This is a genomic window from Corallococcus sp. AB030, from assembly GCF_003668965.1.
GTDB classification, from domain to species: domain Bacteria; phylum Myxococcota; class Myxococcia; order Myxococcales; family Myxococcaceae; genus Corallococcus; species Corallococcus exiguus.
In genome coordinates this window covers 1-14,794 of the sequence record NZ_RAWQ01000107.1, presented here as the reverse complement: position 1 = coordinate 14,794, position 14,794 = coordinate 1, and the positions used below count along the sequence as shown (strand labels likewise).

General features: G+C 70.2%; 14 protein-coding genes. 3 read left to right on the top strand and 11 right to left on the bottom strand.

What is annotated here, in order from left to right:
- Positions 1–36: 36 nt before the first annotated feature.
- The 7 genes from D7Y15_RS24120 to speD are packed head-to-tail and all read right to left on the bottom strand — an operon-like array spanning position 37 to position 7,135.
- The gene (locus D7Y15_RS24120) at positions 37–1,302 is read right to left on the bottom strand and encodes a low specificity L-threonine aldolase (RefSeq protein WP_121754068.1); all 1,266 of its coding nucleotides are present in this window, start codon (positions 1,300–1,302) and stop codon (positions 37–39) included.
- A 26-nt stretch (positions 1,303–1,328) separates the two neighbouring features.
- On the bottom strand, positions 1,329–2,960 hold the full coding sequence (locus tag D7Y15_RS24115; protein ID WP_199745979.1) for an FAD-dependent oxidoreductase: 1,632 nt from the start codon (positions 2,958–2,960) through the stop codon (positions 1,329–1,331).
- Positions 2,951–4,447 (bottom strand): polyamine aminopropyltransferase, encoded by a 1,497-nt coding sequence (locus D7Y15_RS24110; RefSeq protein WP_121754066.1) that lies wholly within the window; start codon positions 4,445–4,447, stop codon positions 2,951–2,953. Before D7Y15_RS24110 ends, D7Y15_RS24115 begins: the two co-directional genes overlap by 10 nt.
- Before the next feature lie 13 nt (positions 4,448–4,460).
- On the bottom strand, positions 4,461–4,688 hold the full coding sequence (locus D7Y15_RS24105; RefSeq protein WP_014393984.1) for a DUF350 domain-containing protein: 228 nt from the start codon (positions 4,686–4,688) through the stop codon (positions 4,461–4,463).
- Positions 4,688–4,849: a hypothetical protein gene (locus D7Y15_RS45335; protein WP_014393983.1), complete on the bottom strand. Its 162-nt coding sequence runs from the start codon at positions 4,847–4,849 to the stop codon at positions 4,688–4,690. The genes D7Y15_RS24105 and D7Y15_RS45335 overlap by 1 nt, the downstream gene beginning before the upstream one ends.
- A gap of 22 nt (positions 4,850–4,871) precedes the next feature.
- Positions 4,872–6,788: a DUF4178 domain-containing protein gene (locus D7Y15_RS24100; RefSeq protein WP_120577378.1), complete on the bottom strand. Its 1,917-nt coding sequence runs from the start codon at positions 6,786–6,788 to the stop codon at positions 4,872–4,874.
- Positions 6,785–7,135, bottom strand: coding sequence for an adenosylmethionine decarboxylase (speD, locus tag D7Y15_RS24095; RefSeq protein ID WP_120577377.1), 351 nt, complete (start codon positions 7,133–7,135; stop codon positions 6,785–6,787). Before speD ends, D7Y15_RS24100 begins: the two co-directional genes overlap by 4 nt.
- A 75-nt stretch (positions 7,136–7,210) precedes the next feature.
- On the opposite strand from speD, the gene D7Y15_RS24090 reads away from it, so the two are divergent.
- Genes D7Y15_RS24090 through D7Y15_RS24080 form a run of 3 tightly spaced genes read left to right on the top strand, consistent with a single transcriptional unit; the run spans position 7,211 to position 9,081 of the window.
- On the top strand, positions 7,211–7,909 hold the full coding sequence (locus D7Y15_RS24090; RefSeq protein ID WP_120577376.1) for a peptidylprolyl isomerase: 699 nt from the start codon (positions 7,211–7,213) through the stop codon (positions 7,907–7,909).
- On the top strand, positions 7,906–8,640 hold the full coding sequence (locus D7Y15_RS24085) for an alpha/beta hydrolase (RefSeq protein ID WP_120577375.1): 735 nt from the start codon (positions 7,906–7,908) through the stop codon (positions 8,638–8,640). Before D7Y15_RS24090 ends, D7Y15_RS24085 begins: the two co-directional genes overlap by 4 nt.
- 24 nt (positions 8,641–8,664) lie before the next feature.
- On the top strand, positions 8,665–9,081 hold the full coding sequence (locus D7Y15_RS24080) for a secondary thiamine-phosphate synthase enzyme YjbQ (protein ID WP_120577374.1): 417 nt from the start codon (positions 8,665–8,667) through the stop codon (positions 9,079–9,081).
- Here the strand turns inward: D7Y15_RS24080 and D7Y15_RS24075 are convergent.
- The 4 genes from D7Y15_RS24075 to D7Y15_RS24060 form a co-directional block, all read right to left on the bottom strand.
- Complete coding sequence (locus tag D7Y15_RS24075) at positions 9,078–10,883, bottom strand: L,D-transpeptidase family protein (protein ID WP_368667405.1); 1,806 nt, start codon at positions 10,881–10,883, stop codon at positions 9,078–9,080. The two genes, D7Y15_RS24080 and D7Y15_RS24075, sit on opposite strands and share 4 nt — an antisense overlap.
- Before the next feature lie 210 nt (positions 10,884–11,093).
- Positions 11,094–12,455 carry a sigma-54 dependent transcriptional regulator gene (locus D7Y15_RS24070; RefSeq protein ID WP_120577371.1) on the bottom strand — a complete coding sequence of 454 codons (1,362 nt, stop codon included), beginning with the start codon at positions 12,453–12,455 and terminating at the stop codon, positions 11,094–11,096.
- Positions 12,452–13,867: an ATP-binding protein gene (locus D7Y15_RS24065; protein ID WP_120577370.1), complete on the bottom strand. Its 1,416-nt coding sequence runs from the start codon at positions 13,865–13,867 to the stop codon at positions 12,452–12,454. Before D7Y15_RS24065 ends, D7Y15_RS24070 begins: the two co-directional genes overlap by 4 nt.
- 73 nt (positions 13,868–13,940) lie before the next feature.
- Positions 13,941–14,402, bottom strand: coding sequence for a hypothetical protein (locus D7Y15_RS24060; RefSeq protein ID WP_121754065.1), 462 nt, complete (start codon positions 14,400–14,402; stop codon positions 13,941–13,943).
- Positions 14,403–14,794 lie beyond the last annotated feature (392 nt).

The window sequence follows — 14,794 nt, the reverse complement described above, 5'->3', positions numbered from 1 at the left end:
ACTTTGACACCCGACGTCACGGCAGGCGGCCAGGTATCAGGCCGCCTCCAGCAGGCGCAGGAAGGCCCGGGCCGCGTCGGCGTCGCTGATGGAGCCCAGCCCCTCGCTCACCTGCAGCTCCGTGGACACGACGCCGGGCACGCGCGTCCGTCCGAAGCCTCCCGCCACCCAGACCCGGTCCTCGCGCGCGATGCGGTCGCGCTGGCGGCTGTACACCTGGGGTGAGCCACGCAGGAACACGTGGAACATGTTCGTCTGCACGGGCTGCGGCAGCACGGTGACGCGGGAGTCCGCCGCGATGAGCGTGGTGAGCGCCTTCGCGCGCTTCACGTAGCCGGGGATGGCGGTCAGCGCCGCGTCGAAGCGCATGGCGGCGGAGGCCACCAGCGGGGCCAGGTGGAACAGGTTGCCGCCGTGCCGGTGGCGCCACACGCGCGACTCCTTGATGAAGTCGCGGTTGCCCACCAGCATCGCGCCGCCGATGCCGCCCACCATCTTGTAGAAAGACACGTAGACGGAGTCGAAGCCCTTGCAGATGTCCGCGTAGGAGCGGCCGTAGAAGGGCTGGCTCTCCCACAGCCGCGCGCCGTCCATGTGCAGCTTCACCTTCTTGTCGCGACACGTGCGCTTGAGCTCCTGGAGCTGCTCCCACGTCTGGAGCTGCCCGCCCAGCCAGCGCACCGGCAGCTCCACGCTGACACTTCCCAGCGTGTCGCGAGCACCGGTCACATCCTCCGCCAGCAGCGGCCGCGTCCACGGGCCCAGGTTCACCGCGCGCAGCTGGTGCAGCACGGAATAGGCGTCGTCTTCATGCAGCACGTGGTGCGACGACGGGTGCACGCCCACCGTGCGCACGTTGCTCGCATCCGCGTAGATGCGCAGCGCGATGAGCTGCGCCATGGTGCCCGTGGGCATGAAGCACGCGTCCTCGAAGCCCAGCAGGTCCGCGAGCTTCTTCTCGAAGGCCTGCACGAAGTCGCCGTTGCCATAGAAGTCGCTGGTCAGCTTCTGGCGCTGCATCCACTCGCCAATGCGCACGTACTCCGCGCCGTCGTCGGACGTGGAGGCCACCGGCAGCGACGCGGTGCAGCCCTTGCGCAGCTGTTCATACTCGGCTTGCGAGACGGGCTTGGGGGCCGCCTCCGCGGCGGGGACGCCCGCGAGCCCCGGCGACTTGACGGTGCGCAGGGACGGCGTGCCTCCGTCCGGAGCCGCCTGGCTCCGGGTCGGGAACAGCGTGGAGCCCGCGAGCAGGCTGGTGAGTCCGAGGAACTCCGCCCGGCTGAAGCGACTGTCCTTCATGTGCCCTTCCCTCCCGCTTCCAATGGCTACAACCAACTGGCGCTCTTGAGCCCCATTCCCGCCAGGGCCCGCTCCGCGGCCTGAACGCCGAACCAGTTGGCCTCTTCGAAGAGGGCCATGCCGCCCAGGTCCGTGTGCGCGAAGTGCAGGTGCCGCCCCAGGCTCTGTTGCGCGGCGCGGCGAGCTTCGCCCCAGAGGAAGCCCGGCTGGGGCCGCACCATGGCGTGACCCCAGCGTTGCACCTCCAGCCGCTGCGCGAGCGCGCCCACCCCGGGGTGCGCCGGCAACAGGTCCGCCATCACCAGCGCCTCCCAGTCCCCGTACGTCGCGGAGAGGGCCTGATTGCGCTCCGCCTTCACGTCCGCGCCGGCCATCGGCAGGTACCAGGTGAGCACCGTGGGCCCGCGCGAGTCCTGGCGCAGCGACTGGTGCGTAGCCACCACGTAGCCCAGGCTCCGGCTCTCGTAGAAGACGTTGTCCCAGGCCAGCGGGAAGCCCCGAGACGCCGGTGGCGCGGACACCGTCAGGTTCGCCACCACCCACGGGCTGTAGACGAAGGCGTCCATCCACGCGGGTCGCGCCTCGCGCCACGGCGCCACCACGTGCGCGGCGACGAAGCGCGGGCACGCCAGCACCACCTGCCGCGCACGAAAGGCCCGGGGCGCCCCGGTGCGCGCATCCAGCGCGTGCACGCGGCAGCCGTCCTCTCCCGGCTCCACCGTGTGCACCAGCACCTGCGTCTCCAGCTGACGCGGACCCAGCGACGACGCCAGCTGCTTCACCAGCCGGCCGTTGCCCTCGGGCCAGGAGAGGAAGCCGTCGCTGCGCTCACCCTTCCCGTTCTGCCGCGCGGCGAAGTACCAGATGCCTGCCCAGGCGGAGACGTGCTCGGAGGTGGTGCCGTAGTCGTCGCGGCACGCGTAGTCGACGAACCACTTCAGCCGGGGCGAGCGGAAGCCCTCCGCCGCCATCCACTGCGCCATGCTCAGCGCGTCCAGCGCGGTCCACTCCGCGTCGTCGCTGGAGAGCGCCACTGGCACCGCGAACGCCTTGCGCCCCTTCGCGTCGCGCGCGGCGGCGAAGGTGTTCATCCGCGCATCGAAGCGCTCCAGCTCCGCCAGGTCCTCCGGGCTCGCGCCCGCGCGCAGGTACAGCCCTTCGTACCAGTGGCCCCTGTAGAAGACGCGCTCGTCGGGCTCCTGGATGAGCAGCTCCTCCGCGAACGACGGATGGCCTTCCGCGTCCACGCCGGTGACGGCGTCCATCTCTCGCAAGAGGCGCATCACCGGCCCTTTGTCCTCCAGGGGGGACGGCAGGTAGTGCGCGCCCCACGGGAACGCGGACACGGCGTTGCGGCCCGAGCGGGACGTGCCCCCGGCCTCCGTCTCCAGCTCCACCACGCGCAGGTCCTTCACGCCCGCGGCGGACAGGCGCCACGCGGCGGACAGCCCTGCCGCGCCCGCGCCGACAATCAACACGCCCACCGGCTCGAAGTCCTGCGCGCGCGGCAGCGGCCCTGTGCGCAACTTGTGACCGGTATCCACCGCCCGGTCCACGATGGCGCCCGGCACCGGCGCGCGAGCGGCCTGCCGCGTACAGGCGCTCGCCACGGAGGCGCCCAGGAACGCGGCCACCAGCTCGCGCCGCGTCAGTTCCACCGGCGCCACTCCTCTTCGTAGTAGTGCACCAGCACCTGGTTGTTCAGCCGGTTCACCTCCGCCGGCAGCGGGGACATGTCCGGGGAGAAGCGCGTGAGCCCCTCCAGCGTGTCCTCGTCCAGGAACGCCAGCCCCTCCGGCAGCGGGCGGTAGCGGCCGGGCCGGTCCTGCGCCACCAGCACGTAGCCCCACTCACCGAAGGACGGCACCAGCGCGTGGTATGGCTGCGTCCAGAAGCCCGCGGCCTTCAACGTGGTCTCCACGCACCAGAACGAGCGCCGCGCGAACAGCGGGCTCGTGCTCTGGATGACCGCCACGCCGCCCGGCGACAGGTGCCTCTTCAAAATCTTGTAGAAGCCCGTCGTGTACAGCTTCCCCAGCGCGAAGTTGTTGGGGTCCGGGAAGTCCACGATGACGACGTCCCAGGCGTTGGCGCCCTCGGCCAGGAACTGCATGGCGTCCGTGTTGATGACGCGCATCTTCGGGTGCGTCATGGAGTGGTGGTTGAGCGCCGCCAGCTCCGCGTAGTTCGTGGCGAGCCCGGTGATGGCGGGGTCCAGGTCCACCAGCGTGACGGACTTCACGTCCGGATACTTCAGCACCTCGCGCGCCGCGAGCCCGTCCCCGCCGCCCAGGATGAGCACGTGCTCCACCTTCTGCGCGCGCACCATGGCCGGGTGCACCAGGGACTCGTGGTAGCGGTACTCGTCGATGCTGGCGAACTGGAGGTTGCCGTTGAGGAACAGCGAGAAGCCCCGCTTGCCGCGCGTGACGATGATGCGCTGGTAGGGGGAGCTCGTGGCGTGGACGACGTCATCCGCGTAGAGCTGGTCCTCGTAGAACGTGGTGAGCCGGTCCCCCATCGCGAAGCACACCAGCAGCCCCGCGCACAACGCCACCGCCTTGATGCGCAGGCGCACGGGGTTGGCCAGCACGGGCGCGAGCAGCCACGTGCTCCACAGCCCCACGCCCGCGTTGAGCAGGCCGAAGAGCAGCGACGTGCGCACCAGCCCCAGCTTCGGCACCAACAGCAGCGGGAAGGCCACGCTGGCCGCGAGCGCGCCCAGGTAGTCGAACGTCAGCACCTGGCTGACCAGGTCCTTGAACTTGAGCTGGTCCTGCAGGATGCGCAGCAGGAGGGGAATCTCCAGCCCCACCAACGTGCCGATGAGCAGCACGCTGCCGTACAGCACCACGGGGAACACGCTGGTGAGCGTGAAGGTGAGGAACAGCATCGGCGCGCACAGCCCGCCGACCAGGGCCACGGCCAGCTCTATCTCCACGAATCGCTGGGCCACCCCGCGCTCCACGAAGCGCGACAGGTAGCTGCCAATGCCCATGGCGAAGAGGTAGCCGCCAATGACGGTGGAGAACTGGGTGATGCTGTCCCCCAGCAGATAGCTGGCGAGCGTCCCGACGATGAGCTCGTAGATGAGCCCGCACGTCGCGATGACGAGGACGGTGAGGAAGAGCAGCGTCTTGTTCAAAGCGTCACGTGTTTCAGCCGCTGATGGCCGCCGCGATGATGATGGCCAGGCCCAGGATGAACGAGCCGATGACGATGCCCAGGGCGGTGTTCTGGTCGACCTCGATTTCCTTGTGCACGTCGTACGGCAGGATGAGGCGGATGACGTAGAAGCCGGCCACGAACACCACCAGGCCGATGAGCGAATAGATGACGCTCGCCAGCACTCCCTGCAGGGTGACCACCACTCCGAGCAACAGCATCACTTGCCTCCCATGAATCCACCGGTCCACAGCAGCACGCCGCCGGGACCGCGCTTCACGTCGCCGGTCACCCGCCCGCGCTCCTCGTCACTGAATGGGGCCCAGCCCGTATAGGTGGCCCACGCATACGCCACGAGCACCAGTCCGCCCAGGTACTTCATCGTCCACCTCCCAGCCCGCGCACTACAGGTTGCTTTCCTTCCAGCGCTCGGTTTCGAAGCTGTGGGCGCCGAAGAACGACAGCGCCGGAATCACCAGCAGCAACACCAGCGCAATGACGAACCAGCTCTCGTTGGGCGTGTCGTGCGTGAGCAGCACCTGGTAGCTGAGCACCGGCCCCAGGGAGGGGCCCGTGAGCTTCAGGTTCGGGTCGAACGACGTGGTCGTCCGCAGCACGTACTTCCCCTTGGGCAGCGACGACAGGAACACGCTGCCATTCTGCCCGCCCTCGCTCCAGGAGCCGTCGCTGTCGCGCCCGTGGTAGTAGCTCACCTCTTCGTAGAAGCTCACCACGTCCTGCGTGTCCTGGTTCACCAGGTCGCCCTGCACGCCCACCCAGGAGTTGTCGAGCGACTGCGACATGTGGATCTCCGCCCGCACGTTGCCGTCCCGCAGAAGCTCGAAGGGCTCGCTGAAGTGCATGGCGTCCGGGGAGCCGGAGGTCGCGGTCCGGGGCAGCGTCACCCGCAGGTCCAGCACCCGCGCGTTGAGCGCGCGCGCGTGGAGCAGACCCGCCAGGGCGAACAGGCCCAGGAGCCACACCGCGGACCAGCGCAGCGTGCGCATCATCGACTCGCGGCGCAGGTTGGGCTGGCTGGGCGCGATGCCCCGGGGCCTGGGCAGCGGCTCCTTCAGCTTGAACGCGTCGCGCACCTTCTCCGGGGAGAGGTACTCGCCATGCGTGTACGTGACCTCGTTGTCGGTGGCGTCCTCGTTCACCGAGTACGGCGGCGCGACGTACTCCGTGGCGCGCGCCTTCTCGCCCTGGAAGACCTTCCAGTAGAACTCGCCCACCACCGCGTCGGTGACGGCGGTGACGGACTGGAAGGCCTTGTAGCGGCGGCGTTCGTAGAAGGCGGACACCTGCGGCACGACGCTCGCGTCACCGGCGGCCATGGGCGTCAGGAACACCCAGTGGCCGTTGGACTCCATCAGCCAGGTGAAGCCGCGCGCCGCGTTGTAGAGCAGGTACTCCATCCACGGGTAGCGCGTGCCCTCCACCACGCACGAGCGCTCCTGGTAGCCGATGCAGATCCAGTCCGTGCCGTCGAGCGTGCCCTTCTGCCCCAGGGCGATGGCCGCCGGCAGCTCCGGCTTCTGGAGCAGCTTGAGGAAGGCCAGCTTGCCCTGCGTCACGCTCATCAGCGCGCCGCAGTACGGGCACGCCACGCGCATCGCCTGGTCCGGCGCGCGCAGCTCCAGCGGGCCATTGCAATTGGTGCAGCGCGCCTGCTGGAGCTGGGCCTTGCGCACGCGAGGACGCAGCTCGCCCGCGGGGATGCCCAGTTGCTTGAGCTCCAGCCGCTGCCCCAGGAAGACCTCCGGGTCGCGGTCGCGCCTGCCGAAGTCCAGCGTGACGAACAGGCCGCGCGGGCCGGTGGCGTCCACGTAGTAGCTGTCCGCCTCTGGATCCACGTCGCTGGGGAGCTGTCCCTCCGCGGCGACGACGCGCCCGTGGCCGCGCTCCTCCACCACCAGCGGGCGGTTGCGCAGGCGCAGGCGGTCACCGGGGTGGAGGTGCTCCAGCTCGATGCCCTCCTCCACGCCCGCGTCGGAGAGCAGGTGGAAGGCGCCCTCGGACTCGCTGAGCCAGCCGGTGCGGCCGTCGGCCATCTCCACGTACCACTCGTCCCAGGGGCCGGCGCCGTGGTCCTTCTGGAGGTGTCCCACGATTTGATACGAGGTGCCGTTGACGCGGCCCTCCAGCCCCAGGCGCAGCGGAGAGTCCGTCTCCACGATGCGGGCCACGCGGCCGTGGTCCTCCAGCTCCGCGCCCACGCGGGCCACCATTGTCTGGCAGTGGCCGCACACCACGACCTGCGCCGACCCGGCGGAGAACTCCACGCTCGCGCCACACGACGGACACGCCCCCTGCGTCACGCCTCCACCCCTCTCGACAGCTCGCGCACGCGGCACGACGTGGCGCCCAGATGCTTCGCCGCCAGCGCGGCGAAGTCCGGACGCGCGCGGGTGCGGCAGCAGTAGACGTTGAGCGCGGCGAAGCCATGCTCCGGGAAGGTGTGGACGGTCAGGTGGCTTTCGGCCAGGAGCGCCAGGCCGGTGACGCCGCCGGGCTCCGGGAAGACGTGCCACTGCGGCTGGCCCACGACCTTCAGGTCCATCAGGACGACCAGCTCCTCGAAGAGTGCCGCCAGCGCGGCCGCGTCCTTGAGCCGCTCCGGCGCGCAGCCGCTCGCGTCAACCAGCCATTCCTGTCCGGTTGTCACAGGGGAAACCTCCGGGAGTAGAGACCCTCTTTAACACGCTGGAGCCGGGTCGAAAGCCGCTAGGATGCCCGCCCCATGCGCACCCGATTCCTGACCGCTGGACTCCTCTGCCTCGCCCTGACCGCGTGCTCCAAGGACAAGGAGCAGCCGCCCGCGGCGAAGGCCCCCGCAGCACAACCGGCCCCTCGCACGGTGAGCCTGCAGACGGACGCGGCCTCCGCGAAGGGCTTCCAGAAGAAGGCCCTGGAGGGCCAGGACCTCTGGGCCACGATGGAGACGAGCGAAGGCACCGTCGTCATCAAGCTCTTCTCCAAGGACGCGCCCAAGACGGTGGCGAACTTCGTGGGCCTGGCCACGGGCGAGCAGCCGTGGATCAACCCCAAGACGGGTGAGCGCGAGGAGGGCAAGCCGCTCTACGACGGCGTCCTCTTCCACCGCGTCATCCCGGACTTCATGATCCAGGGCGGCGACCCCACGGGCACCGGCCGGGGCGACCCGGGCTACCGCTTCGGGGACGAGTTCAAGAGCAACCGGGACTTCGACAAGGAGGGCCTGCTGGCCATGGCCAACGCGGGCCCGGGCACCAACGGCAGCCAGTTCTTCATCACCACGTCCAAGCCGCAGTTCCTCAAGGGTAAGCACACCATCTTCGGTGAGACGGTGAAGGGCTACGACGTGGTGCAGAAGATCGCCGGCGTGGAGCGCAACCGGCAGGACCGGCCGTTCACGGACGTGAGCATCAAGCACATCACCATCAGCGACACGCAGCCGTGAGCCTCCGTCCGCGCCACGTGCGCACGAAGCTGGGTGAGCTGGACTGCCACGTGGTGGACGCGCTCCCCGAGGGCGCGACGCCGGAGCTGGTGGTGGTGTTGAGCCACGGCTTCGGCGCGCCCGGCACGGACCTGGTGGCGCTGGCGCCCGAGCTGATGATGGCCGCGCCCCGCCTGGCGCAGGGCGTGCGGTTCGTCTTCCCGGAGGCGTTGCTGTCACTGGACGCCCTGGGCATGCCTGGGGGCCGCGCGTGGTTTGAAATCCCCATGGCCATCCTGATGGGCCAGGGACGGGACTGGCCGCAGTACTCCCAGACCGTGCCGCCGGGGATGCCCGCCGCGCGCCGGGCGTTGATGAGCGTGGTGGCGGCGCTTCAGGTGCCACTGAACCGCGTGGTGCTGGGAGGCTTCAGCCAGGGCGCGATGATGTCCACGGACGTGGCGCTGCGGCTGGAGGAGTGCCCCGCCGGCCTGTGTCTGCTGTCCGGGGCCATGGTCGCCGGCAAGGAGTGGGAGCCCAAGGTCCGGGGCCGGCCATCCCTGCCGGTGTTCCAGGGGCACGGCCGGCAGGATCCGGTGCTGCCCTTCCAGGAGGGCGAGCGCCTGCGCGACCTGCTGACGGGCGCGGGGCTGCCGGTGGAGTTCCTGCCGTTCGACGGCGGGCACACCATCATCACCGAGGAGCTGGAGCAGCTGGCGGCGTTCCTCGTGAAGCAGCTGGACGGGCGCTGACCCGCGGGACACGGAGGGTTTCGCGTGTATCAGGCGAAGGAGCTGACGGTGTCCACGCGAGGCCGAGGCCTGGTGGACATCACCGGTGAGGTGCAGCAGGCGGTGAAGGGCACGGGCATCCGCGAGGGCCTGTGCACGGTGTTCCTGCACCACACCAGCGCGTCGCTGATCATCGGCGAGAACGCGGACCCCGTCGTCCAGCGCGACCTGGAGGCGTTCTTCTCCCGGCTGGTGAAGGACGGGGATCCGCTGTTCCAGCACGACGCGGAGGGGCCGGACGACATGCCCGCGCACGTGCGCACGGTGCTGACGCAGCTGTCCCTGAGCATCCCGGTGAAGGACGGCGAGGCGGACCTGGGCACGTGGCAGGGCGTCTACGTCTGGGAGCACCGCACATCACCGCACCGCCGCCGCGTCACGGTGTCCGTGCTGGGCGGCTAGAGGTCGCGCACGGTGGCGACGACGGGGGCGCCCTTGCGGCGCTTCTTCGGCGCCTCGTGGGCCTGTCCTCGGATGCGCACCCAGGTGCCGGGGTCGTCCGGCATCGCGTGGGCCATGGACCAGCCGGTGGGCACTTCCGGCGTCGTCCATCCGTAGAGGGCTCGCGCGTCCTTGGGGGCCAGGTTGATGCAGCCGTGGCTCACGGGTTCGCCGAAGCGGTCGTGCCAGTAGGCGGTGTGCAGGGCGAAGTCGCCCTCGAAGAACATGGTCCACGGCACGGTGGCCACGCGGTAGCTGGCCTTGCCCATGCTGCCCGTCATGTCTGCTTCCGCGAACTTCACCCAGATGCGGAAGAGACCTTCTGGCGTGTCCGTGCCGGGTTTGCCGGAGGAGATGAGCGTGGCGTAGACGGGGCGGTCGCCCTCGTAGGCGATGAGCGTCTGGGACTCCAGGTCCACGTCCAGCCAGCGCGCTCCAGGCTCCACGATGGACGGTGACGCCAGCGACCACGCGACGTGCAGGTCGTCGCGCGCCACCCAGTGGTCCTCGGCGATGCGGACCCACTGGCCGTCGGGGGACAGCTCTCGCACGGAGACGAGCGTGCGCGGCGGGAGGGTCGTCTCTCGCTCCGCTCGCGCGTCCGGGGCCTTGCGCACCACCACGTCCGTGCGAGGCGCGGCGCGGGACTGGGCCCAGCCGAAGGGCATGGGCAGGGACGCGAGCGCCTCCGCGTCCAGGCCGCTGAAGTCGGAGGGGCGGTGCTCGCGCAGCACGCGCGCCTCGAAGTACTGACCGTCGGAGGTGCGCCAGAAGGTGCGCCGGCCGACCTTCACCTGACCCAGGAGCTTCACGGTGACGGAGCCCTTGAGCAGCACGCCCTGCTTCTTCCGGCGGGCGAGAGCAAGGCTCGGATAGGCGCGCACGCGGTGGCCCACCACGCGCGCGTAGACGCCGGGGGTGAGCGCGCCCTCTTCCACTCGGGGCAGCGGGCGGACGCGGGGCTCGCGGAAGTTCTGTTCCAGGTAGCGCTCGCAGACCCAGCCACGCGGTTGCAGTTGCACCCAGGTTTCGCAGTCCGGCCCGCGCATCGCGCCCTGCCACTTCACGCGCATGTCCTGGGCCACGGTGCCCAGCGAAGGTGAGTCCTGCCGGGGCTCGGAGCGCACCGCGATGGAGCGGCGCACACGCAGCGACCCCGCGTCCGGCGCGTACGGGATGGCATAGGGCTCCATGCCCGCGTCGACTTCCGTGAGCGGTGCTTCCGCGACCGTGTCCTCGTCACCGTCGGCCCCCGTGATGGGCGTTGCCGGGGGCGGACCGTGGATGTCTGTCCCCGCGTTCGCGACAGGCGCGTTCGGGTCGGAGCCCATGGCGATGTCAGGCGAACCCGGAGCGCTCCCGCCGTCGAGCGCTTGCGCGAGGGCCTCCGCATCGGTCGCGGTGGCGTCGTCGTCCGCGTCGATCAACGGCTCGCCGTCCGGCCCCAGCTCCAGCACGGGGACCTCGGACTCGGTGATGACCTGCGGCTCCTCTTCGCCCGGAAGGGCTCCGGTGTTCGCGCCAACGGAGATGGATTGCGCCAGAGAGAGCGCACTGCCCGCGTCCTCGTCCTCCTGATCCTCCATGACGACCAGCAGCGCGGGAGCAGCCGCATGCGTGACACCACCGTCATCAGCGGGCTCAGGCGCGGTGGCCTGCCATGCGGAGTGGAGTGCCTGCGCGGACTCCATGGGCACGGCCTCCGCCTCGGGCACGGGGGCCTGTGCTGTCACGGTGCCCGCGTCCACCGGTGCGGCGGGCACGGGGGGCTCCACCGGAGCGCACGCGAAGAACAACAGGGGGAGTCCGAGGGGGAACCAGCGGCGGCGCATACGGGCCGCAACGGTACGGGTCCCCGCTGACATCCTCAACGTCGGCTCAGGTGCGATCTCCTGCGCGCGGAAGCGCGTGGGTGGGCAGGGCTTGCGCCCTGAACGGCGATTGCCACGAACGGCGGAAAGCGCCGCCGCGGATCAACTCCGCCCCTCCGCGGGCGGAATCCCTTCAGGCGACTCCGGCGCCTCCAGGAGCTTGTAGAGCGTCTTGCGGTCCACGCCCAACAGGCGCGCCGCTTCGCTCTTGTTGCCCCCCACGTGCTGGAGCACGTGCGCCGCGTAGCGCCTCGACAGCTCCGCGAGGCTCGGCAAATCCCCCGCGAGTCCCGTCAGCCGCTTGGGCGCGTCACCGATGGGCTCCGGGAAGTCCGGCGGCCCCAGCACGCCCGTCACGTTCAGCGCGAGCGCCCGCGCCATCACGTTCTCCAACTGCCGCACGTTGCCCGGCCAGTCGTACACCGTGAGCCGCGCCATCGCGTCCGCCGTCACCACCGGCCGCACCCCGCCCCTCGCGTGCAGCGACGCGAAGTGCTCCACCAACGCCGGGATGTCCTCGCGCCGCTCGCGCAGCGGCGGCAGGTGCAGGTGCACCACGTCCAGCCGGTACAGCAGGTCCTCGCGGAACAGCCCCTCCACCACCCGCGCCTTCAAATCCTTGTTCGTCGCCGCCAGCACCCGCACGTCCACCTTCACCGGGACGCTCTCGCCCACGCGGCGGATCTCCCCCTCCTGGAGCACGCGCAAGAGCTGCGACTGGACCTTCATCCCCACGTCGCCAATCTCATCCAGGAACAGCGTGCCGCCGCTGGCCTCCTCGAACAGGCCGCGCCGCGCGCCCGACGCCCCCGTGAAGCTGCCCTTCGCGTGGCCGAACAGCTCGCTCTCCATCAGCGACTCGGTGATGGCGCCGCAGTCCACCGGGATGAACGGCCCCGACGCGCGCGCCGAGCGCTTGTGCAGCGCCCGCGCCACCATCTCCTTGCCCGTGCCCGTCTCACCCGTAATCAGCACCGGCACGTTGCTGGTCGCCGCGCGGGCCACCTGCTTGTAGACCTCCAGCAGCGCCGGGCTGCGGCCCACCAGCGACGTGCGCTCCACCTGCTTGCGCAGCGTGCGGTTCTCCTCCACCAGCCGCTTCTGCTCCAGCGCGCGCTTCGCCACCCGCATGATGGCGTCCACGTCGAACGGCTTGGACAGGTAGTCGAAGGCGCCCAACTGGATGCTGTCCAGCGCGCCCTCGATGTTGCCGAACGCCGTCACGACAATCACCGGCGTGTCCGGCAGGTTCGACTTCACCGTCTGGAGCACCTTCAGGCCGTCGCCCGGGTCGGGCATGGCCATGTCCGTGAGCACCAGGTCGAAGGACTGCTCACCCATCCGCTCCGCCGCGCCCTTGGGGTCCGGCGCCTGCGTCACCGGCCCCAGCACGCCCAGCAGGCGCTGGAGCAGGTCCCGCGCATGCGGATCATCATCGACGACGAGGATTCGGGAGGTGCTCATGAGGCCTTGCGGATGGAGTGGGCGTCGGACTCCACCACAAGCGGCGCCGGAGTGCGCGCCACTCGTGCGAACCGCACGCGGATCCGCGTGCCCTTGCCCTCTTCTGAATGAACCGTGAGCGTGCCGCCGTGCGCCTCCACCACGCGCCGGGTGGTGGCCAGCCCCAGGCCGTGCCCCGGAATGCCCCGCACCTCCGCGGCGCGGAAGAACGGCTGGAACAGCGACGCCTGCGTCGCCGGGCTCATCCCCAGCCCGTTGTCCGTCACCTCCACCACCGCGTCCGTCCCCTCCGTCGCCACCCGCACCTTCACGCGCGGATCCGGCCTCCCCGCCGTGTATTTCACCGCGTTGGACAAGAGGTTGCGCGCCACCACCTGGAGCAGCTGCGCCGGACAATCCACCAGCACGCCCGGCTCCAGCTCGCGCTCCAGCGACACGCCCAGCGCCGTCGCCGTCTGACTCACCTCCAACAGCAGCGTGCTCACCGCCGTGTCCAATTCCCCCATCGTCCCGTCGCCCCGGGTGCCCGCGCGGCAGAAGCGCAGCAGCGCTTCAATGAGCTCCCCCATGCGCACCGCGCTGGATTCGCACTGCGAAATCATCTCCAGCGCGCCCGGGTCCTTCACCGCGCCGGAGCGCCGGATGAGCGTCAGGTAGCCCTTGAGCGGGGACAGCGGGCCCATCAGGTCGTGCGCCACGCGCCGGGTGAACGCATCCAGCTCCTGGTTGTGCCGCCCCAGCTCCTCCAACTGGCCCTGGATGGTGGCGTCCTGGCGCTTGAGCAGGGAGATGATGTGCCAGCCCACCAGCATGGACAGCAGGATGGCCAGCAGCGTGGTGGCCGCGCCCAGTGCCGTGTTGCGCACCCGCAGCGTGCCCAGCCGCCCCACCAGCACGCGCGCGTCGGACGCGTTCTCCGTGGCCAGCTGTCCCGCCAGCTGGTCCACCTCCGCAGCCAGGGGACGGATGCTCTCCACCAGGTGGCGTCGGGCGCGCTCCGCGTCGCGCTGCCGTGAGAACACCGCCGCCGCGCGCACCTGATCCGCCAGCCCCTGGCACGCGCCGTTGAAGCGCAGCCAGATCTCCTTCTCGCCGGGCGGCAGGTGGCGCATGTACGCCTCCGAGGACTGGCGGATGCTGCCCAGGATGTCCTCCATCACCGCGTCGGCTTCCTTGCGCTCGGCGTCGCCGCTGGAGCGCACGTGCGCTTCGATGGCGGACTCCAGCGCCATCACGTCCACGCGGATGCGGCCGATGAGGCTCGCGCGCTCCAGGGCCTCCAGTACCAGCGCGTCCACCTGACGCCCGGTGCGCACCTCCGTCAGGAGCATGAAGCCGGTGACGCCCGACAGGAGCATCACCACGAAGAAGAAACCCGCGCGGTATCCACGGATGGGGGTCCGCGAGTTCATCGCCACGGGGACGCTCCTTGGGTCGACAGAGGAAGAACCAGCGGGCGTCCCGTCACGGACGCCCACGCGAAACTCACGGCACCGGCCTGGCTGCCTCGGTGGAGGTGGCACCCGGCAGGGGCGGCTGGGTGCGCCGCCGCGCGCGCTCCAGCGCGGACTCGTACCAGACGTCCGACAGCTCTTCGTGCAGCGCCGCCAGCTCGCGCTGCCGCGCCAACAGCTGCGCGTTGTGCTCCTCCAGCGAGTGGCGCTCCGTCTCCAGCCGCGCCAGCTCTTCCGTGGCGGTCGCTCGCGCCTGCTCCGCCTCCGCTCGCGCCTGCTCCGCCTCCGCGCGCTCCTGCGCCAGCTCTTCCAGCGCGGACTCCAGCGCCGCCAGCTTCGCCGCCAGGGCCTCGGTGCGCTCGCGCTCGGACTGGAACTCGCGCTGCCAGCGCTCCGTCTCCAACACCTGGGCCTGGAGGCGCTCGGGGGGAATGGTCGCGGCGCATCCCACTCCCAGCCACGCCACACTCCATGCCACCAGCAGGTGCCGCATACGCCATCTCTCCCGACACCTGGCCGCGCGACATGCACGACGAGGACGTCCGGGCTTCATGCTCCCCTTCATGTCCCGGCGCGTGGTGCTCGGAACGGAAGGTTGCGGTGCAGCTTGCAGAAGAGCGTCGTTGCCGTCAAAGCAACGTGCGCCTGCCTGGGGAGCTTGCACCCATTGTTGCAATCGCAACTGAGGAGTTTCTCCCCATGGCGGATCCGCTCCTACCTGGAGAACCCCGCGAAGTTGCTCAAAACCGGTGCTGGCACGGCGAGTGCTCAAGGGTCATGGCATCAACCGATGCAATTCCGCGTCGGCGTGTCGTCCCCGGAGCCATCCATGAAGACCGTCATCGTCGCCGCCCTCTTCGCCGCCACCACCGCGTTCGCCAACAC